The organism is Lysinibacillus sp. Bpr_S20 (genome assembly GCF_023337835.1).
In the GTDB taxonomy this organism is placed as follows: Bacteria; Bacillota; Bacilli; order Bacillales_A; family Planococcaceae; genus Lysinibacillus.
Genome location: NZ_JALNLQ010000009.1, coordinates 98,157 through 123,599, shown reverse-complemented (window position 1 = coordinate 123,599; position 25,443 = coordinate 98,157). Strand labels below are relative to the sequence as shown.

Sequence of the window (25,443 nt, the reverse complement as noted above, 5' to 3'; positions counted from 1 at the left end):
ACTGTTTTATAACAGTTGTTTTTATTTTTAATTAATATATAACAGATAGTTTGTTTCGTCAAGCCTTATTAAAAAATAATTAGAGTACAGACAGTGGACGCAATTATGCCAGGGCATAATTGATAAGTTCTTCCAATAAAAAAAGCTGCTAGAAATAAGCAACTTTTTTATCTATATACCTATCTTCTTTTCTATCTACGAATATCAATCCATAAACGATCCTTCGCATTCATGTCGTCAGTAGTACCAGATCCACCGTAATGGAAAGCATCTAGGAAGATTGAATCCAGTTTATCCTCGTCTACAAAATAACCTAAGTTAATTTTCTTCGTTTGTCCGGGTAGGATGTTGTCAATATAATAAAAGGCTTTTCCCTTTCCGTGAGGAGCTAGATAATCAACCTCACCCGTCATAAGACTTTTTTCGTCAATTCCATTTTCTCTAGCATAGATCCATGCATTATTTTTAAATTCAAGCACTTGTATGGTTGAATTCATACAGATTTCTTCTATTGACTGTTTCCCTATATTTTTTACTGTTGTTGTCAAGTAGACAAATTTAGGATTAACGAATTGTGACTCAACTAATTCGTAAACTGAATCTTTACCGTTTCCAACTTTATATACATCTCGTTTATACGGTAACAATTTCTTTTTCTGATCTAAAGCCTTATACTCGTTTAGACTTCCTAGGCTAAATTCATTAAAGTTCTCTTGTTTAAAATCATCGATTGAATCAAACACTTCAACTTTTTCTATAACAAATTCAAGGTTGTCTAATCTGCTTATTTGATCTATGGTTACTGGAACCTTTTCACCTACACTAAATAGTTGTTTACTGTCTTTTTTCAAAGGAATAACGCTAAATTCTGTTTGTTCAGTCTCTTCGCTATAGAGCGAATCATCTGCTATAAATGATGCCATTTCTTTTGTCGTGGGCTCAAGCGAAATGTTCTCCATGACCTTTATCATTAATTCTTCACTTACATCGTTTCCAATAGTACCTTCGACCATAATTCCCTCTTCTTCAAATAAAAGATAGACCTGTCTGTCAAATGTTAAACTTTTGTTTCCAGTGTCTTTATTGACAATCACTGCTTTCTTACCATTTATCTCTATTTCTTCATAGCTTTTTGAGTACAGCGTTTGAAATTTGGAATCTTTGCCTACTCTCCAAAGATAGAATGAAAACCCACCCTTTGCGAAATTATCTTTAAATGAATATTTCATAGAATCGTCTTCGATTTCGACCATGTTTTCTGGTAAATAGTTTACTTTTAATTTATACCATTTGTTATTATTTTTTGAGGTATTATTATTTGACACCGAGACATTTACTTCAAAATTTTGTTTTTGGACAATCATATCATAGACCTTCACTGCGCCAAAAGCTGTTGTTGGTATGCCAATCATTAAGCATGCAGCGGCAATTAAAATTCGATTCTTTTTACGTTTTTGCTGTGGCTGTTTACTTTTCATCTTAATTTCCTCCATAAACAATTTCTTTTTGTGCGTGTAGGTATCTGAAAATTTGTGTTGTTCATCTAGTTTATCAAAATCGTCTAAAGCGATTTTTTCAGCAAAGTCATACATATTTTTGGAGTTCTTTGAATTCGTCATTTTCTATACCTCCTATAATATTTTGTACTCGTTTTCGAGCGCGTTCAAATTGCTTACGGACATTGACTTCCGTGAGCCCCATTACCTCTGAAATTTCCTGAAAAGATAAGTTATAGAAGACTTTGTACTTAAAAACCTGCCTGTAAGAGTCATTTAACTCTGTTAGCAATGTATCAATTTGAAGCTCAGACATTAAACGTTGTTCCCACTCTTCAATATTTTCATCTACTACTTCCGGCGACTCTCTTTGATATTCTTCCAAAAATAATTTATGTCGTTTATTTTTCCGGTAACTATCAATCGTTTTGTTTTTCGCAATTCTCAATATGTAGCGTTTAAGCTCTTGGGTGTTCAAACTGCAGATCTTTTCCAGATTCTGATAAAGAGAAATAAACGTCTCTTGAACTATATCTTCAGCCTGTTGAATATTATGTAAAATAGAATAGGCCATATAATAAACTTTTTGTTCATACAAATCGTATAGTTCTTCCATCTTTTCATAATCCTGGTTTGTAACTTTCATGTAATTCCTCCTCTCACTCTATATAACGAATGGACACTATACTTTGTGACACTTTCCCAACAATTAGAAAACCCATCGTCAAAAGGATAGTAGAAGATGAAATTTATCCGCAAAATGACACTGTTTTTAGTTAAGTCTTAATTTTACGACACAACAAAAGCCATTGTTTTGAAAAAAAACAATGGCTCTCGTTAATGTCGAATAGTAAATAGTACTTCAGGGAAGTAACTCTACCTTTACCTTTAGTTTTATATCCACAGGAGACTCTTCATCTTCTACAACGTAAGATATGACATAAGCTCCTTTGGGAAATTCTTTAAAAACCTTTTCAAAACTTTCATTGCTTTTTAAAACACCATTTACAACTTTTGTTTCTTTATCTAAATTTCGAATTTTGTATAAAAAGCTTTTTGTACCAGTATTTGAAACGGATATTTTAAATGGAACATCTCCCCCATAAGTAAAATACGATTTACTTTCACCTATTGGAGCCGTTATCTCTTCATCAATTTCAATTGGGTGATTAGTTGCTATTGATTCATTGTCTTTCTCCATTTGAGTGCTATCCAAAACAACAGGTTCACTTTTTACAGCATCTGACGTTACATTTTTGGAGGCTACTTTTGTATTAGATGAAAATGTAGTACACCCTGTTAAGAGTATAATAGAGGTACATATAGTAGCTAACTTATAAATTTTCATAACTTCTCCTAACAAAAATAGTAAATAAATATAATTATAACATAAAATGCAAAAAAGAAGGAAAGGCTCTTTGTCCTTTCCTTCTTACTTTGAAGCTATATCTCGACATTTTTATGCTGATTGCAAGAAATTAGACTCTTCACCATAAATTTTTCAATACCCGGATGATCATTTTAGGGATAAATATTAAAATGTTCCAGATTATTTCTGATACGATTGAATTTTTAATCTCTATGAAAATTTTTTTAACATAATGTCGTGCTTTGAAAAATTTTTTCACATAATATCGTGCTTTGCTTTTTTTCATTCTTTGTATTCAGTCTCCAGTAAGTGCATTAGTTCTCAACTTTGATGAGTGTTTTGATTTCTTTTATTTGTTCAATATGTCGTTGTTCATGGATATAAACTAGTTCGACCCACTGATCAAGAGGTAAATCGCCAAAAACAGGATGTTTAACGGATTTTACAGCTAGAATGGATGGGTCATCGATTGTATCAAGGATAGTCGTTAATTTTTTTCTCGAATCGTCAAGCAACTCAATTATTTGCTGAACGGTAAAAAAGTCTTCTGCTGGTTCAACAATTTCGGGTGCTGGTACTTTCTTTGTTCGATCTGCGATAAGATGAATATTTTTACGTTCGGTTGGCTGACTATCTTCTTGTTTTAATCCCCATGTAATCGCTCTTACAAAAGTCGTCTCCGTTAAAGTTAAGTGATGGCAAACTTGGGCTATACTCCAGCTGTTTGCATCGGGCTTAGCATTGAATTGCGTGTCATTTAATAATTTAATCTCCTCTAGTAAGTTATTTCTTGTTTCGTAAAGATGATTGTTTATTAATGAATTCATATGGTTGTCTCCTCACCAAAAGATTTTGCTTCCTATTCTGTATATGTTCTATACACTATAAAGTATTCTAGTAGATGAATTAAATTCCCTTTATTATTTTGGAAAGCTTCCATCCATTAAGGCTCGGCAAACTTGTCGCCTTGGTACAGATAAACAATATGTCTGGAAATGACTGAAAGAAGCTAAAAATTATCTTGCCCGAACAATATTAAACGGATTATTTTCGAGTACATGTTGCAGCTCTTCATTTTCAATATGGGTATAGATTTGCGTTGTGGCAACACTTGAATGGCCAAGTATATGCTGAAGACTTCGAATATCTGCCCCTGATTTATACATCATTGTTGCGGATGTATGACGTAACTTATGTGGTGTCAACCGTTCTTTTTGAAGTCCGGATTGCTGATTAATTCGTTTAACGATTTTAGCAACGGTTTGTCTGGTAAAGCGGGTTCCCTTTTGAGAGACGAAAAGAGGCTCCTCTCCCTCCCCTTTATATAGTGATTTCCCACTATTTTCATAATCTTCAAGTGCCTGTATACAGCTATCGTTTAAATAGACGGTCCGTTCTTTATTTCCTTTACCAACAACCGTTAAGTAGCGTCCTTGTATAGACGACTTATTTAGCTGACAAAGCTCCGTCACACGAATGCCTAAATTTAAGAAAAACATCATCATACAATAATTTCTCGGTGAAGCATGATTTGGATGGATGCCATCGATAAATTGCGTCGCTTCTTCGATATTCATATAGATCGGTTTTTTTCGGCCTATTTTAGGTGTCTCTAATTCATCTGCCGGATTTTCCTCTAGTAGACGTCGTTTCCCTTTTAGATATTTAAAAAATGATTTTAGCGTTGCTACTTTACGTGCTCTCGCAGATGCTGAATTCCCTCGCTGCACCTCACAATATTCCATAAATAAATACAGATCCTCTAATGTCATTTCACGAATTTCTTCTATTGTAATAGTAGAAATATCTATTTTCGTTAAATCTGAACTATCATGATCATTTTGAATGGCTATGTAAAATCGGAAAAATAATGTCAAATCATATTCGTATTCTTTTCTAGTGCGTTGAGACTTCCCTTTGATCGTCGTTAAATAGACAAGGAAATCTCGCATTATTTTTGGTAGCTTCGGCTTTTCCATAAAATCACCTCTATTTGCTCTATTTTACCACGAAAAAACGTTCCCAAATATAAATTTGGGAACGTTTTAATAAAAATATTAATATTTTTCATAGATTAGAACTAATGTTCTGTATGAAGACGAAAAAAAGATGATTCTCTTTTAGACAGAAAATCACCTTTTTTAAATGTTATTTCGAAAGTTTTACTTTTTAAGCATAAATCGGAATAAAAATGAATATATCAATTATGCTGCGGTATAATTGCGTCTGGAATAGGCTTTGAGCATACAAAAGTACTCCTTTTGATTCCATGACATTCGCCGGAGGCTTCAACTTCTTTCTGCGGGTGGAACTGGATGAAGTTGAAGCTAATAAATCGAATGCTCTGAGACGATTTGAAAAATGGAAAGATGGGTAACTATACGTGTCGATTCTTCTCACAACACGCATGGGATTTTATGGTTTTTGTCAATTCCTATGCATTTTTTCTGTAGTGATTGCTAAAATTGCGGCGAAATTTGTTTACTTAACAAAAATACTGTATGTCCCATCTACTTGTTTTGCTAAAGACCAATTTGTTGATAGCATATGTTGAAGCTTCTCGATAGTTTCCTCATGACAAGTTAAATGTTGGATGCCTGTTTCTAATAATTGATAATCTTTACCCTCTTCTAATTGGAAACGAATATACAGTAAACGCTGAATGCCTGGCAAAGTTACATATTTGATACGGTAGTTACCATGTAAAGCGTCTAAGAAAGATTGTTCCCCTTCTTGATAAAGTGCCATTGTTTCGGAAAATTCATAGTTTGGCACTTTTTCCTGCCAAGCTGAAACATTCCCTGTTCGCAATATGCGCACGATCTCCTCATCAGTAAAGTCTAATTTCGAAAGCTTGTCTAGCTCATAAGCTTGCATTAAATTAATGATTGTCATTTTATTAACTCCTTTTATGTATTTTTCTTTATTCTCTTAAAGTGATGAAATGAATGCGGATGTATTCCCTTTTCAATTGGTACTCAATCACTACAATTACGTCAAGGCGTAATTGATTCATCTTTAGTGTAACACGTTTTCTCTACTACTTAAATTCGGAGGGCGATCCATATGATGAAGTTCTATGAATCTGGTTTGTATTTTGATGAAATGTTTGATGGCATTCAACCGAAGCCTCATTATCAATCTTTTCATCATAAACTCAATGCTTTTACAAAGGAGCAATTAGAGGAAAAATATCAGTATGCACAATCTAGATTCCTTAAACAAGGCATTACATTTACCGTTTATGGAGCACAAGGTGGAACAGAGCGGACAATGCCCTTTGACTTTATACCAATTATTATTCCGCATGAACATTGGGAAGAAATTGAAGCTGGTATGAAGCAACGTGTCAAAGCCTTGAATTGTTTTTTACATGATATTTATCATGAACAGACTATTATTGAAGATGGGCTAATTCCAAAACAACTCATTGAAAACAACCCGTATTATTATAAAGAAATGCTTGGTGTCAAAGTACCTATCGATAACCATATATTTTTAGCTGGTATCGATTTAATTCGAGATGAAAATGGCGTTTACTATGTGCTAGAAGATAATTTGCGCAATCCTTCAGGTATATCCTATGTTTTTCAAAATCGATCAGTGATGAAGGAAGTGTATCCTGAATTTTTCTCTAAACATACAATCCAATCACTCGACAAGCAAATGGCCTTTATGAAGAAGGCACTTCTTGCTCATCGGCCACCTTGTATGGAGGCAAATAGAGAACCTAAAGCGGTACTTTTAACAGCGGGTATGTATAATTCGGCCTATTACGATCATGTTTTTTTAGCACAGCAGCTCAATATTCAGCTTGTCGAAGGGCATGATTTAGTTGTTCGAGACAATAAGGTATACATGAAGACTATTTACGGTCTTGCACAAATTGATATTATTTATCGCAGAATAGATGATGATTTTTTAGATCCTGCTGTTTTTCGTGAGGATTCTTTACTTGGAGTTCCCCATATTATGGATGCATATAAAGCTGGAAATATTGCGATTTTGAATGCTGTTGGAAACGGTGTTGCTGATGATAAAGCGATGTATGCCTATGTACCGGAAATGATTCGTTACTATTTGAAAGAGGAGCCTATTTTACAAAATGTAAAGACCTACCATTTAGCGAATGATAAACAGAGAGCTTGGGTCCTTGAGCATTTAAGCGAGCTTGTCATAAAAAATGTTAGTGCCTCTGGTGGCTACGATATGCTCATTGGTCCGCATGCGAGTAATGAAGAAATTTCTATTTTCAAAGAAAAAATTATGGAAAATCCGTATCAATACATTGCACAACCAACCATTAATCTGTCTAGAGCACCGGCTTTCCAGGATGGTCGATTCTATCCTTGTCATGTCGATTTACGTGTTTATGTCATGAAGGGTGAGGATATATATGTACTTCCTGGTGGATTATCGCGGGTAGCGTTAAAAGAAGGATCTTTAGTAGTGAATTCTTCGCAAGGAGGAGGAGCAAAAGATACATGGATATTAAAGGAGGAATTGCAGTATGCTAAGTCGAGTAGCCGATGCACTATACTGGATGGCACGATATAGTGAACGATCACAAATGAATGCACATATATTACAAGTACAGCTGTTGAATATGTTGGAGCAATCTGGCAAAGAAAATGAATACATCGATCATTGGGAAGCGGTGTTGAATATTTGTGCTTCTAAGGAAGAATATTTGACATGTTATGAGTCGATTCGTGTAAATCCACTTATCGAATATTTACTCTTCTCTAAAAATAATTGTAACGCCCTCCATGCTACTTTATGTGCGGTCAGAGAAAATGCACGTGTCACTCGAGATAGCCTCCCGATTGAACTTTGGGAATTGCAAAACGCCTTTTATTTATCATTACAACAAGAACTATTGGAACGCGAAAGACCCATTCCACTTATCGCTCTAAGCTCTTTTTTACAAAATGTTCGAAAGACTTCTTTGACGATTACGGGGCTTATTGAAGGATCGATGGATCGAGCTTTACCCTTTTATTTCATGCAAGTTGGCAAATGGTTAGAACGTACAGAAAAAACAATCCGCATGGCTTTAATTATTCTGGAGCAACATAAGGAAATAGCAGTATCCTTATTAGAAGCGGACGGCTCTTTTTTACTCGATTTATCGGAGGCGACGGAGTCTTATTTGCGCAAACATCGCCAAACCAATTTACTGTATGTACTTCAATATTTATTGCAGGATAAACATTTTCCGCGTTCAGTGATGTTTTGCTTGCAAAAATTGGAGGAAGCCTTTATTTGTTTAGAAAACGATCCTCTTTCAGCAAGATTTTTAGAACTTCATGCCCCATTAAAGAGTTTATTATTTGCCATGATGAATGTAGATTTATGGAATACTACTTTAGAAGAAACTATTTTGATATTGGAGGAAAGATTGTGTCAATGTATTGATTTTGGCAATACGTTTTCAACAATTTATCATTTATATGAACCCAGCGTACAACCTTGAAAGGAATCAACCACAGCTCCCTTTCAACAGGCAAGTCAGTAATCCAAAGGAAGCGGACACGATGAAATTTGAAATTCAACATACTAATATTTTTCAATATGAGTCTGAAGTCGATCAAAGCTTAAATACAATCCGCTTAAAGCCAAGGAGTGATGAGCGTCAGCGCTTATTATCCTATAGAATTGCCATTACACCTTCATCTTTAACGCGGGAGCATACAGATATTTGGGGCAATACGGTTGGCACATTTTATATACCTGAGCAGCATCAAGAACTAGAAATTCAAACGACCTCTATTGTCAGTATTCAACGTGCACCTTTCATTCATAGGATTCAATATTCACCAGAGATGCAGACAATTTTTCATTCGAAACTGTTTTATGAGCATTATTTACCGTATTTAAAGTTTACCCATTTTACGTATATGACTGACAATCAGTTAGAGGAAGTTTATCATACAATTGGTCATGCTGAAAATCCTGTGCTATTTTCGTTGAATTTAATGCAATATTTATACTCGACTTTTGAATACGTACCTGGTGCAACCGATGTCACGACAACTGCAAGTGAAGCGTTTACCCTTAAACGTGGGGTTTGTCAGGATTTTACACATGTCATGCTTGCGGTGCTAAGAGCTAAAGGAATTCCAGCACGCTATGTTAGCGGTTATTTATACGTCGATGAAAACTCTGCCTTGGTCGGTGATATTGCAACTCACGCTTGGGTAGAAGTCATGATTCCAGGGATTGGCTGGATTGGTCTAGATCCAACTAATAACGTAGAAGTTTTAGAAAATCACATTATTTTATGCATCGGCCGTGATTATACCGATATAAGCCCTGTTGAAGGTGTTTATTCGGGTGGCAAACATGATTTAACAGTTAAAGTGAGCGTAAAAGCATTGAATCATTTGTAATAAAACATGCAATAGTTTACATTAAAACTCCTGATTTTTCTAGCTAAACAGAAGAATCAGGAGTTTATTTAGATCTATTGAGGTTAAAAAATTCATGACTGACTTCCATGGGAAATATGTCCTTTTTATTTATTGTGTTTAATGGTCCCTTTCATATATTCTGGTAGAACGAATGTCCCCTCCTTATATTCTTTTAGAGAAAACTTCATCGGTTTACTATTTCCCCCAACGCCAATTATGATGCTTAAATCATTTGAGGAATAGACAACTGTATGCAACGTACCAAAATACTCTTTATATTGTGTAAAAAATAGCGGGGAACTTTCATCATTAAAGTGATGATATGTAGACATGGGTGATAAACTTTCCGATAATAAGGAACTGACATAGTCCTTACGTTTGACCGATCCTTGTACTTCTTTTCTGTTTTTCTCTCTCAAACGTTCCGACTCAAAGTGATTGGTACAAATAAGAGGATGAGTGAAATTGATAATCTGTTGTTGTGGAGAAGCTTCTACAATGACACTTGAGCCACTTTGGTCCGTAATGGAGTAATTGTAGCAATAACCATGAGGTATATTGGTGATGAAATTTAATGCCTCTTCCATATTTGCACATTGTTCTAAAAGCATTCTAACAATAGTCGTTGCCATAAATCCCTCTTCCCTGTATTCGTTATTCACAAAATGTAACCCTACAATGAGTCCCTTTTCATTCATTCCATCAAGTCTTCCAAAAATTTGCTGACTAAAGCCTACGCTAGCATAGCCATCCGTAGGATTTGTCCAGACAAGCCTTGCATCGTACATTTCCGAACTAAAATCATAATTGCGTACGTAATAGCCATCATTTACCAATGTAGTACACCCCATTTGCGGAAATGCTACATCATATCCACTAAAAAGCTTAACCGTATGATCTATTTCCATATCTAATCCTTCTGCCAAGCCGATTAGTTCTTCAAAAAGATTTGGTGAAACACTTTTTAATAGTTCCTTCGCCTTTTGTACATTTGAGTTAACATTCAATTTCCCTAGCTGTTCCAATTGTTTTAAAATCGGTAATGACCTTACTTCGCTACCTTGCTCCAAGCCGAATTGATAATAATTTCCGCTCAATTCTACTAATCTTACAACTAACTCTTCATCATTTTTATCCATTTTTATTTCCTCCTCTCGATAAATCAAAGGTACATCTTAAAGTTACTTGAAGGTCAAGAGGTAAACTAAAAATAATAAGCCTGCTATACAATAATCTATGTATGCATTCAAAAAAACCAAGCATTCAAAGTTTTTTCACTTTGAATGCTTGGTTACTTATTTCGCTCAATTCTGCAGCATTGCACTAATTAGTGCTGTTGATGCTCGATATGGCTATTATGTTAAATTATTCATCACGATCAAGTGATTCTTTTACAAATGTAGGAAGGGCGAATGCACCAACGTGTAATTCTGTATTGTAATATTTCGTTTTTAGACCAAAATTGTCCCAAGCTTCTACTTGAATATCTTTAACTGGATGCAATGCTTTTGAAGCAAATCCGAATAGCCAGTGTCCCGATGGATATGTTGGCATATGGAATTGATATACGCTTGCAATTGGGAAAATGCCTTTAATTTTTTTATGTGCTTTACGCATGTTTTCTGCATACTCCGCAAAGTATGGTGATTCGTGTTGGTTAATTAGTATTCCTTTTTCATTTAACACACGGTAACATTCTTTATAGAAAGCTGTTGTAAATAAACCTTCACCGACTGAGATTGGATCAGTCGAATCTACTAATATTAAATCAAATGATTGATCAGCTGCGTTTTGAACGTAAGCTAAGCCATCGTCGAAAATCATTTCCATACGCGGATCTTCTTCAATACCAGCAGCTGTAATTGGAAGGTATTTTTGACTTAAACGGAATACTAACTCATCGATTTCAACCATTACTACTTTTTCTACTGATTTGTAACGTAGTACTTCACGAGCAGTACCGCCATCACCACCACCGATAATTAATACTTTTTTGATAGCTGGGTTAGTAGCGAATGCTGGGTGCGTAATCATATCGTGATAAACGAACTCATCTTTTTCATTGACCATCATCAATCCATCTAAGGTGAAGAAAGTACCAAACTCTTCACTTTTATAAAAATCGATTTTTTGAAACGGAGATTGTTCACTATGAATTTCTTCGTTGTATCCGATTGAAAATTTACAATGATTGCTCCATTGTTCTGTATACCATTTCATTAAATCACGTCCTCTAATACTTCTTGTTTCACTAGAATTGTATCAATCTGTTGATCAGCAAATTGACGAATCTTATCTGCCATGCCACGTGGTACTTCAAATGATTCTGTCTTTTTCGCTTGCAGTTTTTGTTCTAAATATTCTGCCGCTTTCCAAGGGCTTACTGAGTCGCCACAAGTGTAAACATCTACAGAAGCAAATCCGTATTCTGGCCAAGTATGAATCGTTAAATGTGACTCAGCAATAATGACTGCACCCGAAACACCATATGGGTTGAAATGATGGAAGCAAGATTCTACAATTGTCGCTCCAGAATAGTCCGCAGCTTCATTCATAAACTGCTCGATTAAAGCGTTTTGCTCAATAATTTCACTTGGGCAACCATAAAATTCGATTAATACGTGTCTTCCTAATGTTGATAATTCAATGCTCATTTATCTATCTCCCTTACGACTGTAATATAATTTTCTTCTTTATTGTCAATCAAAACATTCCCAAAATTAAGAAAATAGAAGTTATATAGTTCTACTACTTCCTCTGAAATAACCTCTCCAGGGATCACTAGTGGAATTCCTGGTGGATAAATCATTAATGAATCTGCACTAATTCGACCTACCGCATCAAAAATTAAAATTGTTTCTGTTTCTGCGTTACACGCCTGTTGCGGTGTCATTGCTAATGTATTTATTTGATTCGCTGTCACATAAGCTGACTGAATCGGATCTTTTTTTGCGTGATAAAGTTCTATATCTTTTAACGCATATACTAGTTTACCGATTGTTTCACTCGTATCTACATGACTAATGACTGCCATAATGACATATCCTTCAGCAAGTTCTACTTGAATCCCGTACTGTTGTTTCAATATTGTGTAAACTTCGAAACCAGTTAAACCGAGATCGTTCACACGAATAACAAGTTTCGTCCAATCATAGGATTGATTGAATTTTTTTTGTACGTATTCAGCTACTAGTACTTCATAGCGTGAATTATTTTCAATTTCTTTAATTGCTGCATCAACAATTGACTTTAAATTACTATAACGTTGCTGACCATTCATCGCTAAATCCCTGCGTGCTACATCTAAAGAACTCATTAATAAATAATTTGCACTCGTCGTTTGCAGCATATTTAATACCTTTTGCATATGCTTCGAATCGATTCGTTTTTCTTGTAGTAACAGAAGAGAACTTTGCGTTAATGAACCCCCAGTTTTATGCATACTCAACGTTACTGCATCTGCACCAGCACGAATCGCATCTTCTGCATCAGGTAAAAATGTTAAGTGCGCACCGTGTGCACTATCAACAATAACGGTTACATTTTGTTCATGTGCGAGTTTACAAATTTCTTGTAGTTGATTCATCGAACCAAAATAGGTTGGATACGTTACAAGTAAAGCTTTCGCTTGTGGATTTTCTGCCAGCGCTGATTTTACATTGTCAACTGAAATTCCATGGGCAATTCCAAAATGTTGATCAACTTCAGGTTGAATAAATACTGGTCTTGCTCCACTTAATATAATGCCGTTCATGACTGATTTATGGCAGTTACGAGGTACAATCAATGTATCCCCTTGTTTACATGTTGCTAAAATCATTGCTAGAATACCCACAGTAGTTCCATTTACTAAAAAGTAAGCATGGTCTACATTAAATGCTTGTGCAGCTAATTGCTGAGCTTCTTTAATAACCGATTCCGGATGACTTAATAAATCAAGCTCCTTCATTGAATTTACGTCCATTCTTAATGTCATTTCTCCAAGCGTCCATTTTAAAGGGTTTTCTTGTAGCCCCATTTTATGTCCTGGTACATCAAACGGCGTAACTTCTTGTTTGGCATAATTGACCAAAGCTTCAAATAATGGCATGCGGTCTTGAGTGACTAAAAATTCCTCTGTAGCCACTCGATCTTGCACGCACTGCATTATTGTCCAATAGCAACTGCTAAGAGTTGCTGTAATTCCGAAATTTTGTCTGTTTTTTCCCAAGTTACGTCTACATCATTACGACCAAAGTGACCATAAGCTGCAACTTGTTGATATTGTGGTTTACGTAGATTTAACATGTTAATGATGCCCGTTGGCGTTAAGTCGAATAATTGACGAATCGCTAGTAGAATTTCTTCTTTCGCTACTTTTTCTGTACCAAATGTTTCTAAAGCGATACTAATTGGTTCACTCACACCAATTGCATAGGATAATTGGATTTCACATTTATCTGCCAAGCCTGCTGCAACAATATTTTTAGCAACATATCGCGCTGCGTAAGCCGCTGAACGGTCAACTTTTGTACAGTCTTTACCAGAGAATGCGCCACCACCATGGCGAGCTGCCCCACCATAAGTATCAACAATAATCTTACGTCCTGTTAAACCTGCATCTCCGTGTGGTCCGCCTACTACGAAACGACCAGTAGGATTAATTAAAATGCGGAAGTCTTCATTCATACCAAATTGCTTTGCAACAGCTTTAATTACGTTTTCAGTAACGTAATCAATGAATGCTACTCGGTCAAAATCATCATCATGTTGTATTGACATTAAAACAGTATCAATTTTAGGTTGCATACTATTTGTATAGTCAATGGTTACTTGTGATTTCATATCTGGGCGAGCCCATTTGAATTGACCATTTTTACGTAGCTCAGTTGCACGTTTTACAAGCATATGCGCCATTTCAATAGCTAAAGGCATATAGTTCTCAGTTTCATTTGTCGCAAAACCGAACATAATACCTTGGTCACCTGCACCAACTTCTTTTGTATCGCTTGAAGAATCAACACCCATTGCGATATCAGGTGATTGCGTGTGTACTAAAACTTGTACATTGCAATTGTGACCATCAATACCGAACTGATCATCTGTGTAACCAATGCCGATTAGGGTATCACGGGCAATTTTTTCGATATAAAGTTCTGCTTTTGTTGTAATCTCTCCACCAACAATAACTGTGTTTGTAGTTGTGAATACTTCACATGCTACACGTGATAGAGGATCTTGCAATAATGCTGCGTCTAATACTGCATCTGAAATTTGGTCTGCAATTTTATCTGGATGTCCTTCCGATACAGACTCCGATGTGAATAATACTTTTTCTGACAATTTTCACTGCTCCTAACAAATTTATAGATTTTAGGGCATAAAAAAAAGCTCACCCAATTTTAAGGAAAGCTTCGAATACTATCAGCTGCTGTTCCTCTTATTGTTCACAAAAGTTCATTTTGTGCTCAGGTTCGGCCCACTGGATTTAATTCATGATGAACTAAATTGTTTGGCCACCGTATCTTCGACCCCTCGTCTCAACGGTTATTAATAAGAGCTATATTATTATGCTGAGACTCATATTAAGTCATAAACATTTGAGTGTCAATTTATTTTTTTATATTTTTTTATAATTAATCGCTATGAAGATTAATTCATTTACCCGTTTCAACACAAAAATATTAAGTGTAACTTTTTGCGGCGATCAATATTTATTATAAAAAATGAATAATAATACATTCAGGTTTTTTTTATATTAATAATAGAATGAACTCCTATTAAATTTGTTAATAGAGACGTCAAAATAACATATTGTAAGCATAAAAAATTTTAGATTATCAAGTGAGATATAGGAATTTTCTAAGTCTTTTAATTATAGAAATCTTTTAAATTTCTATAATTCAGACTATTAATCCCGCCCATTTATAACAAGACAAAGACGATAATTTGATTTCAAAAAAGGTATTTGATAAATCAATTTGCTTGTGTGCTTTCCACTTTGGTTTGGCAACCCCCTTCAAATTTTATTTTATATTTTGCATGTATTTTTTCTGTTACCTTGTTCAATCTATATTGATTTAGTCTTTCTTTAGTAAATATAGGTTTTTTGTTCCTACCTACTCTTTTTAACAATTAATCCCACCTGATCAGAAGGTATAATTGTATTTCTGCAAAAGTCATAAAAAACACAATGTCTCTTTTGTATGTAACATGTTCCATTAGAAAAAAGCGTTACTATTGTAGAAACGCTTTTATTTGTTCATTATTAGAAAATAAATTGACTGTTCTGATTAAGAATCTAAGAAATTATTGATACTCTCGATAACAATTCAATAAAGGAGAAAAACTATTCTAATCTTTTTTATAAACAACAATTTTATTCAAAACGCCCCTGTCTTTCTGTTAGCACCCACTTTCGGACATAGCCCATTTTTTCTTGAATATTTTCAATTGTTTTTTCACTTTGGAATGCCTTTTGCATAACGGTGTAGCGCAAATCCGTAGCTCTAACATTTGTGCCTATCTCCTTTGACAACGTTTGGAAAATTCGCTCAATTGTTTTCGTTGAGATTGATTTTGATTGACTAGCTTCGCTAACCCAAATCCACTCTCCCATTTTTTCTTTGTGTAATTCCTCTGTCGCTTCTTTATAATTCATTAGCATATCCTTTAACAGCGGAGAAAGTTTTATTTCTCTACGCCCATTTTGGTTAGAAATATATATCATCGCTGAGTCGAAGTTAATATGAGACCATTTCATACGTACAAGCTCTGCTGGTTTACATCCAGTTTCCATAAGCATTTGGACGATACAGCCATTACGTCTAGCTAGCCATGCATGCTCCAAGGTTTTAGCGTATTGAAAATAGGTTGGCCAAACATTTGCAATTTGCATCAATTGTTTAGTTGTCAGTAATGTCAAAGCCTCTTTTTGCCTCTTTTTTGGCTGTAAAATGGTCTCATAGTCAAAAGGCTCAACCCACTCTCTTAAAAAGACAAAGTCTACAAAGCCTCGTAATGTTGCAATTTTATGATTAAACGTGTTGACATTGGCATAGGTCTCTTTCAAATAATTACTATACACAAATAATAATTCTTTCAATTGATGATCTACATTTAAGAAGTTATTTTCATGAGCAAATGTTAGTAATTGCTGCCCATCTATATTGTATTGCTTTTTAGTAGCAGCGCTTTTCTTTAAAGAATTTAAAAATAATACATAGCTATTCCATGCTTCTTTTAATGCGACCATCTGGCTACCCCCCTTATATAACTGTGCGTGTTGTATCTTTAGTTTACTATATTTTGGGCGCGTACGTTTATAAATAATTTTATAAATTATAATGTCGGTTAATCTGTAGTATTCATACACTTCACGGCTTTCAGTGATCGAAACAAATGTTTCTGTAGCAGTGTCTCATACCTTTTGTTTTCTTACAATAGTAATATCCCTTTTTCCTGTTGTAGTACAATTTCTTTAAAATGACTGAATTCTTGTATAACAAAGCTGATTTACATGAAAATTCGTATAATTTAGTGTTTATTGTTGTTTGTGTTATATAATAAGTGTATCAACTATAAAATGTAGGGGGCTTTTCAAGTATGCAAGTAAAAACAACTCGACTTGAAGCAGAAGACGCAAAAATTATTTATCAGGAAACAGCTGGGCTAGCAATTATTACAATCCATCGCCCACAGGCTAAAAACGCATTAACAGCAAATATGTGGGATCAATTAGCTAAAATTGCTCTACAAGTATTGGATAATCCGAAAAATAAAGTGTTGATTTTACGTGGCTCTGGCGAAAACTTTACGGCAGGTTCTGATATTAAAGAATTCAACGCTATCTCTCTTGAAAAAGCCGAAGAAGCATTTGTACATATGGAAAAAACGATTTCCACCATTGAACGTTTACCAATACCAACGATTGGCGTCATTAATGGCCCTGCAATGGGTGCTGGTTTAGAGCTTGCATTAGCTTGTGATATCCGCATTGGCTCTGAAAAAGCAAAGCTCGGTATCCCTGTTGGTAAATTAGGTATCACTTTAAATAACAAATTTGCACAGCGTTTAGTTCAACTTGTTGGCCCTTCTACTACGAAGGATTTAGTATTTACGGGGCGTATGTTTAAAGCTGAAGAAGCCTTCAAGTTAGGCATGCTTAACTATTTAGTAACAGAAAAAGACTTAAATAAATACATGATTCGCATGGGTAAGCTTGTTGCAGGAATGTCACCTGAATCTTTATTAGCTGTGAAGCAATCTGTTCAAGAATGCGTGGACAGTGTTCCAACATTATGGCAAGGTTCAACACCGTTTGTCGGAAAGGATTTTGCAGAAGGTTGCCGTGCCTTTGTAGAAAAGCGTCAACCACAATTTACCCGCCAATCAAAATAGAAAACAGGTACTCTGCTCGCCCCTCTCGCGAATGGAGTACCTGTTTTTTAGGATTTTCGCTTTAACACAACTGACTTAATGTGGAGATGGATTGCATCTAATTCATAACCAAAATGCTGTAGAAATTCCATTTGTATCGTTTTTTGTAATGTGTATAATCGATCTGGTAAAGAATAATTAATAGGTAGCTTTAGCTGTAATGTAATCGTTGCTTGTGCCATATCCCCTAATATGAATTGTACGTGCTCTACTTTCTGTACAATATCTTGCTTTGCACAGCAAAACGTTAAAAGCTGCACATAAACATGCCGACTAATATCTATATACTCCTGTTGAAAATCAGGGCGAACTATCGTCGTCTCCCCTATTTTTTCACGCTTTGGAGAGAAAATCTCCATTCCCTTTTGAACAAGACGTTTAAAAAAATTTTGCTCGACTTGACGGTACGGTATTGGCATTACATGCTTACCTTGTGTCTGTCGAATAAAGCGCGCTTTTGCAATCTCTTTTTGAGAACGTACATCCTCGACATAGTAATATTGATCGATTGCGCCAAGCTCTAACTGCCGAGCGATCGTTTTTGTCATCTTATCGGATGTGCCGATTAGTAAAATCGACTGTACCTTATATGTATCAAGTGCTTTTTTTACTTCCTCACGGTGTGTATCGTCTGTAAAAATAGCTCGACGAACAGCAGTAATCGTATTTTTCTCAAATTTTGCGGAGATACCCGCTACTTTCACACCATTGACAATAAGAAGACCATCATCAATAAGAGCGTCTACCCCGATTTTATGAGCGAAAACAAGGGCACTTGTACTTTTCCCTGTTCCACTTGGACCACTTAAAGAATAAACATTCATGACTTCCAGCTCCTTTCCTTTTATGATAGCAGAATCATAACATTTTTTCTGTTAATATTATTATTTCTAGCAATAGGTAAATCATTTCCGCTAGCCTACGCACACATCTTCTTTAATATAGAAATATATTCTTTTTTCAGAATAACTTTCCCTTTATGTTCTTTAGTATGATAAAATGTGAACTACTATTCTGTTATACAACTATAAGGAGTGTACTAGTTTTGAAAATCGTACCATCTAAAAAAATGTCATTATTTAAACCAGCAATTTTCGGAGATTTAAAAAATCATGCTAAACAACAAGAAGCGAAAGGCATAAAAATGATTGATTTGAGCCTAGGTAGCCCAGACCTTCCCCCAGACGCTAAAATTCGCGAGCATTTATCGCATAGAGCGGGTTTAGCTGAATCTTACGGATATACATTAACCGGCACACAACGTTTTTATGAAGCCGTTAGTCGCTATTATAAACGTCGTAGCAATGTTGATTTAGATCCCGCTTCTGAAATCATTCAAACAATCGGCTCCCAAGAAGGGTTAGTACATCTACCAATCGCCTTTTGCGATCCAGGCGATATCGTCTTATCCACAAACCCAGCGTACGTTGCCTATGATGCAGGAATTCATTTAGCAGGGGCAACTCCTTACTATATGCCTCAAACAGCCGACAACGATTATTTACCAGACTTAGATGCTGTTCCTGAAGATATTGCACAAAAAGCAAAACTACTAATTTTAAACTTACCAGGTAATCCTGTTCCTGCAATGCCTTCATTAGCCTATTTTGAAAAAGTCATTGCGTTTGCGAAAAAATATAACATCATCGTGCTACATGATGCGGCATACTCTGAGTTCTACTTTACAGGTGATGGCCCGATTAGCTTCCTATCTACGCCTGGCGCAAAAGAAGTTGGAATGGAAATTAACTCTTTATCGAAAAGCTTTAGCCTAGCAGGTACACGTATCGCTTATATCGCTGGTAACGCCGAGATGATTGCAATCTTGAAACAATTAAAATCAAATTTAGATTTCGGTATTTTTGAGCCAATTCAAGACGCTGCGGTCGTAGCGCTTGATAACGCAGAGGAAATTACAGCAGGCCTACGTGCAACATTCTCAGAACGCCATAAAACATTAATGAACGGCTTACGTGATTTAGGATGGGATGCAGCCCCTTCTGACGGTGGTATGTTTGTCTGGGCAAAATATCCATACGATATTGACTGCGTAGAGCTTGCCTTTAAAATAATTGAACAAGCTGGTATCGTGACAGTCCCTGGTACTGTATTTGGTTCAGCTGGACAAGGATACTTACGTTTAGCTTTAGTACAACCGAAAGAATTGTTACAAGAAGCTGTTGAACGTTTAGCACAAGTACAAGTGACACCACAAAAATAATTATGTGAACAATATGAAACCCTTCTACCTTTAATGGTTAGAAGGGTTTTTGCTATAGTTGACTATGTAATCTTCAAGTATGGGTATATCAGGCGGACTAATATTTTTAGGTAAATCATTTAATGAGAAAAACTGTAGCATTGTTGCCTCTTCTTGATCATGAATAAGTAAGCCACTATATTCTTTACATTCAAACGCTGTAACAACGTTATATACTTCATCACCGTGCGGATATTGATAATAAAATTTTTGTCCCGAATACGTATTGATTAATGTTAGATTTTTAGCTGTAAGTCCTGTTTCCTCCAATAATTCTCGATGTGCAACTTGCTCTAATGTTTCACCTAGTTCCATTGAGCCCCCAATTAACCCCCAACACTCATTATCTATTCGAAGCTGTAATAAAACCTGTTGATGATTATTAATGACTAAAACACAAGCACCGCACATAATTAATGGTCTAGTTCCAACTTCTTTACGTAAATCTTTTATATATCCCATAAAAATCTCCTTTATAAACAGGTTCATTTATAGTCAAAATATGCAAAAGTTAACGTTCTACATCTTTTTACTTATTCCTTCTTTTTACTATAAGTATTAGGTAAACGATCACAAATAAAACTATGTAAGCAATTAAAATAATTCCAAGTTCAACCCAGATGCCGTTTTCGAGTCTATCGAGCCTCGTATAAGGTGGAATCAGTCTGAATACTAACTTGATAATCATGATAGTCAAAGCTATGGCCGCAGCGTCTTTTACATTTCTCATTGATACACCACCTTAAAACATATTCATTTTTGTTTATTTCTCTTTAATGGTTCCTTCATGGATCCTGGTACTAAAGACTAGAAAACTTACGCGTAAAATCAATGCTAGTAATACGATTTGAAATCCCTCAAGGCTCGTAAACATTCCTTCATAACAACTACCACTTTATCTTTTAATGTTGAGAGGTGCTTAATACCAAAAATTTCATTTACTATATTATATAATTTTGGATGGTAAATGTCTTAGAAAGCGAAAATTATGTACCTATTTTAATTCGTATGAAAATTGTTAAAAAGCCGCTACAAATCAATAAAAAAGGATATCCAAATTATTTCGTTTTGAAATCCTTTTTATTGTGTTTTTTATGTTTTGTACTCAAAAACAGAACCCATTATCATAAACTGGTCTTTTTTTCATCTACGACCCATTATTATTGTGTAGCATCATTTTTCAACTATCAACACCAGTAGTTCCATTACTTTTTTTCCGTCGCATAATAAATCATCGCCATGGTCGGTAAAGCTATTCCAATCACTAATGCCGCTTTCCAGTCAAACACGGCATATGCCCATCCTCCTGTCGCAGAACCTATAGCACCGCCAGCAAAAAATATGGCCATGTATAAACCATTAAGTCTGCTTCGAAATTCTGCTCCTAATGAGAAAATAGCACGTTGACCAAGCACCAGATTAGCAGAAACTCCCATATCTAAAAGAATGGCGGAAATGACCAAGATTACTAATGATAACGTCGAGCCACTTTGGATCATAAGGGGAAAAATTACAGAAATAATAACTAAAGCTAAAGCGAATCCGGTTGCTGGTCGAACCCAACCTTTATCAGCAAAACGGCCCGCCATAGGTGCAGCTACCGCCCCAGACACCCCAACCAATGCGTACAGTGCCACTTCTTTTTGGGAAAAATTAAAAATTGGACCGGTCAATAACATAGGAACAGTTGTCCAGAACAAACTAAAAGTTCCAAACACACAAAAGTGATAAATTGCTCTACGTTGTAAGACTGGTGTCGTTTTAAGTAAATGAAGCATAGATTTCAGCAGTATTGGATATTGTGTTGTTGTCATTGGCTGCCTTGGAGGCAATAACTTACCTAATACAAGAGCCAGAACAAAAATTATTGCAGCCGAAAAGACAAATATAGCGCGCCAGCCCATATACTCCGCCGCAATACTTGAAATAGGACGGGCGAGCATAATACCAAGTAACAAACCACTCATAACATTACCAACATTTCGGCCGCGTGTGGCATCGGGTGAAAGATGAGCTGCATACGGTACAAGTACCTGAGCTGCTACTGAGCCTAACCCGATAAACAGTGAAGCTGCAAGGAATAGCGTAGCGCTTTTGACTACTGCAGCAATCGCCAACACGACTGCAGTGAAGAGCAATAAAGTAACAACAAGTTTCCGGTTTTCAAGGATATCTCCCAAAGGAACGATCAATAACAATCCGATTCCGTACCCAATTTGAGTCAGCGTCACGATAAGGCCCGCTGCTCCGGAAGATAATTCTAGTGTAGAACTGATGGGTCCTACTAAAGGCTGCGCATAATAGAGATTAGCAACAATCACGCCACAAGCTATAGCCAGAACAAGCATAATCCACGATGAAACTGGTTTCTCCATTTTCGGTTTTGCGATTGAACTCATAGAAATTCTCCCTCACTTTTTTTAGGTCGCATTTTCCGGAATGATCGTTCCGGAAAACATAAAAAAATTTGTCTATATTATCTCTATGACAGTATTCATCATGTCATAAATAATTTTTTTATTGTTTTTCACCTTGGATACTACTTTGATACTATGATTAAGGTTAAGCAATAGATGTGATAGAGCCTTTATATCTTTCTTTGGGTCAATTTCTCCCATTTGCTGTCCTTTACTTAATAGTTCATAGAAAGACTGTTCTAATTCCTCAAAACTATCTCGTATCAATTTACGTAGTTGTTCATCCGGTGAATCCAAGCCAATGCTTGCGTTTGTAATCAAGCATCCCTTGGGCAATTCATCATCAAATGCTTGAGTTATATGCTTATCAAAATACTGTCGTATTCCAACTTTTGCAGATGGCGCATTTACCAAAAAATTGCGTTTATTTTGATTGAATTTTTTGTATTGGTGTATTGCCTCAACATAAAGTGTCTGTTTGTCCGTAAAAGTTTCGTACAAACTTGATCTGCTTAACTCCATAGCTTCTAACAAATCCGGAATACTTGTTGCATCGTAGCCTTTTTCCCAAAATACTAACATTGCCTTATGGAGTACGTGCTCCTTGTCAAACTCTTTTGAACGTCCGATGGTAAATTCCTCCTTTGAATATGAATAATATACTATTTCCGGAACGAATAGTCCAGTATTATTTTTTCTACTCAATACTACGGAGGATAAAATCTTCTCCGGTTACCTTATCGACAAATATGTGGTAAGCTTCTACCCTTCATTTTAGTATTTTATGTAATTGTCGTTGTATTTTTTATTCTTTCCTGCTTACCTTTTTGCAGCCATTCTCAGAACGCCATATTGAACGGCATACGTGAATTAGGATGAGATGCAGCTCTTTCGTACAATCGAAAGAATTTTTTACAGGCAACTGTTGATATCGTTTAGCACAAGTGCAAGTAGCACCACAAAAATAATTATCTAAACAACATGCAACCCCTTCTAACTTTTATGGTCGGAAGGGGTTAAGTAAATTAATTTCATATAAAATGTTAAACATCTATTCATTATAAACCAAGCATTGGAAGATGCTTTCGAGTATGATATGTAAGTGCCAATGCAATACACTGTTTTATTTCATTTACTGGTATTTCGTCATTTTCATCAAATACAATCGCTCGATTACCTTCATAGTTGAATACATCTCTATATACCTCTTTAAACGTATCTATTAGCTTCGTATTACAGTTAAAATACATGGCGTATTGATCTGGACGTGATTGTTTCCATCCTATTCTAATTGTACTCCCTTTTTTTGTGATATAACTAGGCTCTCCCCATTTTAACGTTTCTTCCATATGATCTACACTTTCTGTCTCTAATGCCGTATCCAAAATTAACTGGCGAAGAATCAAAAGTTTCGACTGAATGTGTTTTGGATACTGTTTGAATACTTCCTCAACCTTACTATTTTCAATTGCACTCATAGTATTCATTCCTTTTTTAAAATAATAAATATCTCTAGATGCTAACTCGTACAGATTTAGCGATTCAACATGATACCTATTTTATTGAAATATAAATTTCTGCTTGTCCGTCCTCTGGATTAATATCCTTGCTATAATATTCAAAATCACCTGCTAAATCACCTTATACTTTGACTAGCTAAAATTAATATCATTCATTTCCGCAATAACCTTTGGAGACCAGTGATCTTGGAATTTAGCTAATTTCTCTCTTGTAAATTAATCGGCACGAAATTCAGTTTCTGTTCCCTCCTTGCGACCCAAAGTTAACATATTGAGACCTCATTCTTATCGGTATTGTGCAATTTTAATAAAAAACAGCTACTGCACATTCGCAGTAGCTGTCTCTTCATTACACATCATATTTTTGATGACTCTCATCCTCGTAACGATTATAACGCTGTTTAAATAACTTAAATAAATGTGTCACAAGCACTTTAATAATGGCATAGCCCGGAATCCCTAAAATGACACCTGGAACGCCAAATAAAGAACCTGCCGTCAATAAAACGAAAATTATTGTAATTGGATGGATACTTAGTGATTTACCCATAATTTGTGGAGAAATGAATTTCCCTTCAATTAACTGAACGACCGTCCATACAATGGCTAGCTTAATAAGCATGAATGGCGATGTGACAAGTGCGATAATAACCGCTGGTGTAATGGCGATAACAGGCCCTAAGTAAGGAACAACACTCGTAATCATGGCAAGGAATCCAAGCAATAAAGCATATTTCATACCGATAATTAAAAAGCCAATTGTCACCATGGCACCTATGCACATTGACACTAAAATTTGTCCTTGAATATAAGAACTAATTTGCTTGTCCATGTCATGGAAAATTTCGTGCACTTCTTTACGCATACGTGGTGGGCACATTTTTAAAATAAAGCTCGGTAGTTTTTCACCATCTTTAAGTAAGTAAAATAAAATAAACGGTACTGTAACTAATGATAAAACAATTCCTGTTAACGTTGAAACGAAGCCAGTAATACCAGATGCCACGCCTTGAGCTAAATTCGCAGCTGTGTTTTTAACTGTCTCCACGATATCCGTAGTAAAATTCTTCACCATTGCATCGTAGTTTAAATTTATTTTATCTAGGTATTCATTAAAGCGTGAATTATTGAGATAATCAGCAATATTTTGCGTTAACGCCATAAAATATCCCGGAAATTCCTGTGCTAAATTAGTAAATTGGTCTCGCAAAAACGGATAGACTAATACTACTAATAACGTTATTATGCCAATCAGAATGATATATAGAAGGAAGATACCCCAAACTCTTGAGATCCGCCATCTTTCAAAAAGCCCTACTATTGGACGTAATAAATAATAACCAATACTGGCAAGTACCCCTGGTAGAATAACTACCTCAAATAAAACTTTTAGCGGGGTAAATATAAAGGAAACTTTTTGGAACATAAAAATAACGCACGCTAGTAATAATAAAATAATCAGTGTAAAAAATAAGTTTTTACCACCTAAAAAGCGAATGAATTTCGTTGAAAAGAAATTCGAACGCTCTCTTGGCCTCTCTTTTTCCATC

General features: G+C 35.5%; 25 protein-coding genes and 1 pseudogene. 5 read left to right on the top strand and 21 right to left on the bottom strand.

Features of this window, described 5'->3' with window-relative positions; translation table 11 throughout:
- Window positions 1-191 precede the first annotated feature (191 nt).
- The 6 genes from MWJ95_RS19300 to MWJ95_RS19275 form a co-directional block, all read right to left on the bottom strand.
- Complete coding sequence (locus MWJ95_RS19300; RefSeq protein ID WP_249106990.1) at window positions 192-1,619, bottom strand: DUF4367 domain-containing protein; 1,428 nt, start codon at window positions 1,617-1,619, stop codon at window positions 192-194.
- Window positions 1,585-2,142, bottom strand: coding sequence for an RNA polymerase sigma factor (locus tag MWJ95_RS19295; protein WP_249106989.1), 558 nt, complete (start codon window positions 2,140-2,142; stop codon window positions 1,585-1,587). The genes MWJ95_RS19300 and MWJ95_RS19295 overlap by 35 nt, the downstream gene beginning before the upstream one ends.
- A gap of 216 nt (window positions 2,143-2,358) precedes the next feature.
- Window positions 2,359-2,844: a hypothetical protein gene (locus tag MWJ95_RS19290; RefSeq protein ID WP_249106988.1), complete on the bottom strand. Its 486-nt coding sequence runs from the start codon at window positions 2,842-2,844 to the stop codon at window positions 2,359-2,361.
- 335 nt (window positions 2,845-3,179) lie between these two features.
- Entirely contained in the window at window positions 3,180-3,692 is a 513-nt protein-coding gene (locus MWJ95_RS19285; protein ID WP_249106987.1) for a DinB family protein, read from the bottom strand.
- Between the two features lie 189 nt (window positions 3,693-3,881).
- On the bottom strand, window positions 3,882-4,844 hold the full coding sequence (locus MWJ95_RS19280; protein WP_249106986.1) for a tyrosine recombinase XerC: 963 nt from the start codon (window positions 4,842-4,844) through the stop codon (window positions 3,882-3,884).
- A gap of 502 nt (window positions 4,845-5,346) precedes the next feature.
- Window positions 5,347-5,760, bottom strand: coding sequence for a hypothetical protein (locus MWJ95_RS19275; protein ID WP_249075932.1), 414 nt, complete (start codon window positions 5,758-5,760; stop codon window positions 5,347-5,349).
- Window positions 5,761-5,931: 171 nt separating this feature from the next.
- Between MWJ95_RS19275 and MWJ95_RS19270 the strand changes: the two genes are divergently transcribed.
- The 3 genes from MWJ95_RS19270 (at window position 5,932) to MWJ95_RS19260 (ending at window position 9,257) form a co-directional block, all read left to right on the top strand.
- On the top strand, window positions 5,932-7,422 hold the full coding sequence (locus MWJ95_RS19270; RefSeq protein WP_249075931.1) for a circularly permuted type 2 ATP-grasp protein: 1,491 nt from the start codon (window positions 5,932-5,934) through the stop codon (window positions 7,420-7,422).
- On the top strand, window positions 7,376-8,341 hold the full coding sequence (locus tag MWJ95_RS19265; RefSeq protein ID WP_249106985.1) for an alpha-E domain-containing protein: 966 nt from the start codon (window positions 7,376-7,378) through the stop codon (window positions 8,339-8,341). Before MWJ95_RS19270 ends, MWJ95_RS19265 begins: the two co-directional genes overlap by 47 nt.
- Before the next feature lie 61 nt (window positions 8,342-8,402).
- Window positions 8,403-9,257, top strand: a complete 855-nt coding sequence (locus MWJ95_RS19260) for a transglutaminase family protein (protein ID WP_249075929.1) — start codon at window positions 8,403-8,405, stop codon at window positions 9,255-9,257.
- Window positions 9,258-9,382: 125 nt separating this feature from the next.
- On the opposite strand, the gene MWJ95_RS19255 is transcribed toward MWJ95_RS19260, so the two are convergent.
- From MWJ95_RS19255 to MWJ95_RS19225, 7 genes are all read right to left on the bottom strand, one after another.
- On the bottom strand, window positions 9,383-10,417 hold the full coding sequence (locus MWJ95_RS19255) for a C45 family autoproteolytic acyltransferase/hydrolase (RefSeq protein WP_249106984.1): 1,035 nt from the start codon (window positions 10,415-10,417) through the stop codon (window positions 9,383-9,385).
- Between the two features lie 226 nt (window positions 10,418-10,643).
- Window positions 10,644-11,498 (bottom strand): polyamine aminopropyltransferase, encoded by an 855-nt coding sequence (speE, locus tag MWJ95_RS19250; protein ID WP_249106983.1) that lies wholly within the window; start codon window positions 11,496-11,498, stop codon window positions 10,644-10,646.
- Window positions 11,498-11,932, bottom strand: a complete 435-nt coding sequence (gene speD / locus MWJ95_RS19245) for an adenosylmethionine decarboxylase (RefSeq protein WP_249075926.1) — start codon at window positions 11,930-11,932, stop codon at window positions 11,498-11,500. Before speD ends, speE begins: the two co-directional genes overlap by 1 nt.
- Window positions 11,929-13,425: an aminotransferase class I/II-fold pyridoxal phosphate-dependent enzyme gene (locus MWJ95_RS19240; protein WP_249075925.1), complete on the bottom strand. Its 1,497-nt coding sequence runs from the start codon at window positions 13,423-13,425 to the stop codon at window positions 11,929-11,931. Before MWJ95_RS19240 ends, speD begins: the two co-directional genes overlap by 4 nt.
- The gene (metK, locus tag MWJ95_RS19235; RefSeq protein WP_249106982.1) at window positions 13,425-14,600 is read right to left on the bottom strand and encodes a methionine adenosyltransferase; all 1,176 of its coding nucleotides are present in this window, start codon (window positions 14,598-14,600) and stop codon (window positions 13,425-13,427) included. Before metK ends, MWJ95_RS19240 begins: the two co-directional genes overlap by 1 nt.
- Window positions 14,601-15,233: 633 nt before the next feature.
- Window positions 15,234-15,392 (bottom strand): hypothetical protein, encoded by a 159-nt coding sequence (locus tag MWJ95_RS19230; RefSeq protein ID WP_249075763.1) that lies wholly within the window; start codon window positions 15,390-15,392, stop codon window positions 15,234-15,236.
- Between the two features lie 244 nt (window positions 15,393-15,636).
- The gene (locus MWJ95_RS19225; protein WP_249106981.1) at window positions 15,637-16,512 is read right to left on the bottom strand and encodes a tyrosine-type recombinase/integrase; all 876 of its coding nucleotides are present in this window, start codon (window positions 16,510-16,512) and stop codon (window positions 15,637-15,639) included.
- A gap of 350 nt (window positions 16,513-16,862) precedes the next feature.
- Between MWJ95_RS19225 and MWJ95_RS19220 the strand changes: the two genes are divergently transcribed.
- Window positions 16,863-17,657, top strand: coding sequence for an enoyl-CoA hydratase/isomerase family protein (locus tag MWJ95_RS19220; protein ID WP_249075765.1), 795 nt, complete (start codon window positions 16,863-16,865; stop codon window positions 17,655-17,657).
- A 47-nt stretch (window positions 17,658-17,704) separates the two neighbouring features.
- Here the strand turns inward: MWJ95_RS19220 and MWJ95_RS19215 are convergent, their stop codons facing one another.
- Entirely contained in the window at window positions 17,705-18,520 is an 816-nt protein-coding gene (locus tag MWJ95_RS19215; RefSeq protein WP_249106980.1) for a hypothetical protein, read from the bottom strand.
- Window positions 18,521-18,741: 221 nt separating this feature from the next.
- Between MWJ95_RS19215 and MWJ95_RS19210 the strand changes: the two genes are divergently transcribed.
- A complete protein-coding gene (locus tag MWJ95_RS19210; protein WP_249106979.1) occupies window positions 18,742-19,917 on the top strand; it encodes an aminotransferase class I/II-fold pyridoxal phosphate-dependent enzyme in 1,176 nt (391 codons plus the stop codon).
- Between the two features lie 30 nt (window positions 19,918-19,947).
- Here the strand turns inward: MWJ95_RS19210 and MWJ95_RS19205 are convergent, their stop codons facing one another.
- The 7 genes and pseudogenes from MWJ95_RS19205 to MWJ95_RS19175 all read right to left on the bottom strand — a co-directional run bounded on the left by MWJ95_RS19205 (window position 19,948) and on the right by MWJ95_RS19175 (window position 25,442).
- Window positions 19,948-20,418: an NUDIX hydrolase gene (locus tag MWJ95_RS19205; protein WP_249106978.1), complete on the bottom strand. Its 471-nt coding sequence runs from the start codon at window positions 20,416-20,418 to the stop codon at window positions 19,948-19,950.
- A 67-nt stretch (window positions 20,419-20,485) separates the two neighbouring features.
- Window positions 20,486-20,686, bottom strand: a complete 201-nt coding sequence (locus MWJ95_RS19200) for a hypothetical protein (protein ID WP_249106977.1) — start codon at window positions 20,684-20,686, stop codon at window positions 20,486-20,488.
- A 475-nt stretch (window positions 20,687-21,161) separates the two neighbouring features.
- Window positions 21,162-22,355: an MFS transporter gene (locus tag MWJ95_RS19195; protein ID WP_249106976.1), complete on the bottom strand. Its 1,194-nt coding sequence runs from the start codon at window positions 22,353-22,355 to the stop codon at window positions 21,162-21,164.
- Between the two features lie 72 nt (window positions 22,356-22,427).
- Window positions 22,428-23,078 (bottom strand): TetR/AcrR family transcriptional regulator, encoded by a 651-nt coding sequence (locus MWJ95_RS19190; protein ID WP_249106975.1) that lies wholly within the window; start codon window positions 23,076-23,078, stop codon window positions 22,428-22,430.
- 353 nt (window positions 23,079-23,431) lie between these two features.
- A complete protein-coding gene (locus tag MWJ95_RS19185) occupies window positions 23,432-23,851 on the bottom strand; it encodes a DUF1801 domain-containing protein (RefSeq protein ID WP_249075771.1) in 420 nt (139 codons plus the stop codon).
- 180 nt (window positions 23,852-24,031) lie between these two features.
- Window positions 24,032-24,129 (bottom strand): annotated as a pseudogene (locus tag MWJ95_RS24735) (cupin domain-containing protein); the annotation flags it as partial.
- 113 nt (window positions 24,130-24,242) lie between these two features.
- A complete protein-coding gene (locus tag MWJ95_RS19175; protein WP_249075773.1) occupies window positions 24,243-25,442 on the bottom strand; it encodes an AI-2E family transporter in 1,200 nt (399 codons plus the stop codon).
- Window position 25,443: the final 1 nt, after the last annotated feature.

Coding starts and splice junctions, on each gene's coding strand:
- MWJ95_RS19270 (WP_249075931.1), top strand. CDS start 5,932: ATGATGAAGTTCTATGAATCTGGTTTGTATTTTGATGAAATGTTTGAT.
- MWJ95_RS19260 (WP_249075929.1), top strand. CDS start 8,403: ATGAAATTTGAAATTCAACATACTAATATTTTTCAATATGAGTCTGAA.
- MWJ95_RS19280 (WP_249106986.1), bottom strand. CDS start 4,844: ATGGAAAAGCCGAAGCTACCAAAAATAATGCGAGATTTCCTTGTCTAT.
- speD (WP_249075926.1), bottom strand. CDS start 11,932: ATGAGCATTGAATTATCAACATTAGGAAGACACGTATTAATCGAATTT.
- MWJ95_RS19265 (WP_249106985.1), top strand. CDS start 7,376: ATGCTAAGTCGAGTAGCCGATGCACTATACTGGATGGCACGATATAGT.
- MWJ95_RS19285 (WP_249106987.1), bottom strand. CDS start 3,692: ATGAATTCATTAATAAACAATCATCTTTACGAAACAAGAAATAACTTA.
- MWJ95_RS19205 (WP_249106978.1), bottom strand. CDS start 20,418: ATGGGATATATAAAAGATTTACGTAAAGAAGTTGGAACTAGACCATTA.
- MWJ95_RS19290 (WP_249106988.1), bottom strand. CDS start 2,844: ATGAAAATTTATAAGTTAGCTACTATATGTACCTCTATTATACTCTTA.
- MWJ95_RS19195 (WP_249106976.1), bottom strand. CDS start 22,355: ATGAGTTCAATCGCAAAACCGAAAATGGAGAAACCAGTTTCATCGTGG.
- MWJ95_RS19240 (WP_249075925.1), bottom strand. CDS start 13,425: ATGCAGTGCGTGCAAGATCGAGTGGCTACAGAGGAATTTTTAGTCACT.
- MWJ95_RS19275 (WP_249075932.1), bottom strand. CDS start 5,760: ATGACAATCATTAATTTAATGCAAGCTTATGAGCTAGACAAGCTTTCG.
- MWJ95_RS19215 (WP_249106980.1), bottom strand. CDS start 18,520: ATGAATGTTTATTCTTTAAGTGGTCCAAGTGGAACAGGGAAAAGTACA.
- MWJ95_RS19220 (WP_249075765.1), top strand. CDS start 16,863: ATGCAAGTAAAAACAACTCGACTTGAAGCAGAAGACGCAAAAATTATT.
- MWJ95_RS19255 (WP_249106984.1), bottom strand. CDS start 10,417: ATGGATAAAAATGATGAAGAGTTAGTTGTAAGATTAGTAGAATTGAGC.
- MWJ95_RS19300 (WP_249106990.1), bottom strand. CDS start 1,619: ATGACGAATTCAAAGAACTCCAAAAATATGTATGACTTTGCTGAAAAA.
- MWJ95_RS19175 (WP_249075773.1), bottom strand. CDS start 25,442: ATGGAAAAAGAGAGGCCAAGAGAGCGTTCGAATTTCTTTTCAACGAAA.
- MWJ95_RS19295 (WP_249106989.1), bottom strand. CDS start 2,142: ATGAAAGTTACAAACCAGGATTATGAAAAGATGGAAGAACTATACGAT.
- MWJ95_RS19200 (WP_249106977.1), bottom strand. CDS start 20,686: ATGAGAAATGTAAAAGACGCTGCGGCCATAGCTTTGACTATCATGATT.
- MWJ95_RS19185 (WP_249075771.1), bottom strand. CDS start 23,851: ATGAGTGCAATTGAAAATAGTAAGGTTGAGGAAGTATTCAAACAGTAT.
- MWJ95_RS19225 (WP_249106981.1), bottom strand. CDS start 16,512: ATGGTCGCATTAAAAGAAGCATGGAATAGCTATGTATTATTTTTAAAT.
- speE (WP_249106983.1), bottom strand. CDS start 11,498: ATGAAATGGTATACAGAACAATGGAGCAATCATTGTAAATTTTCAATC.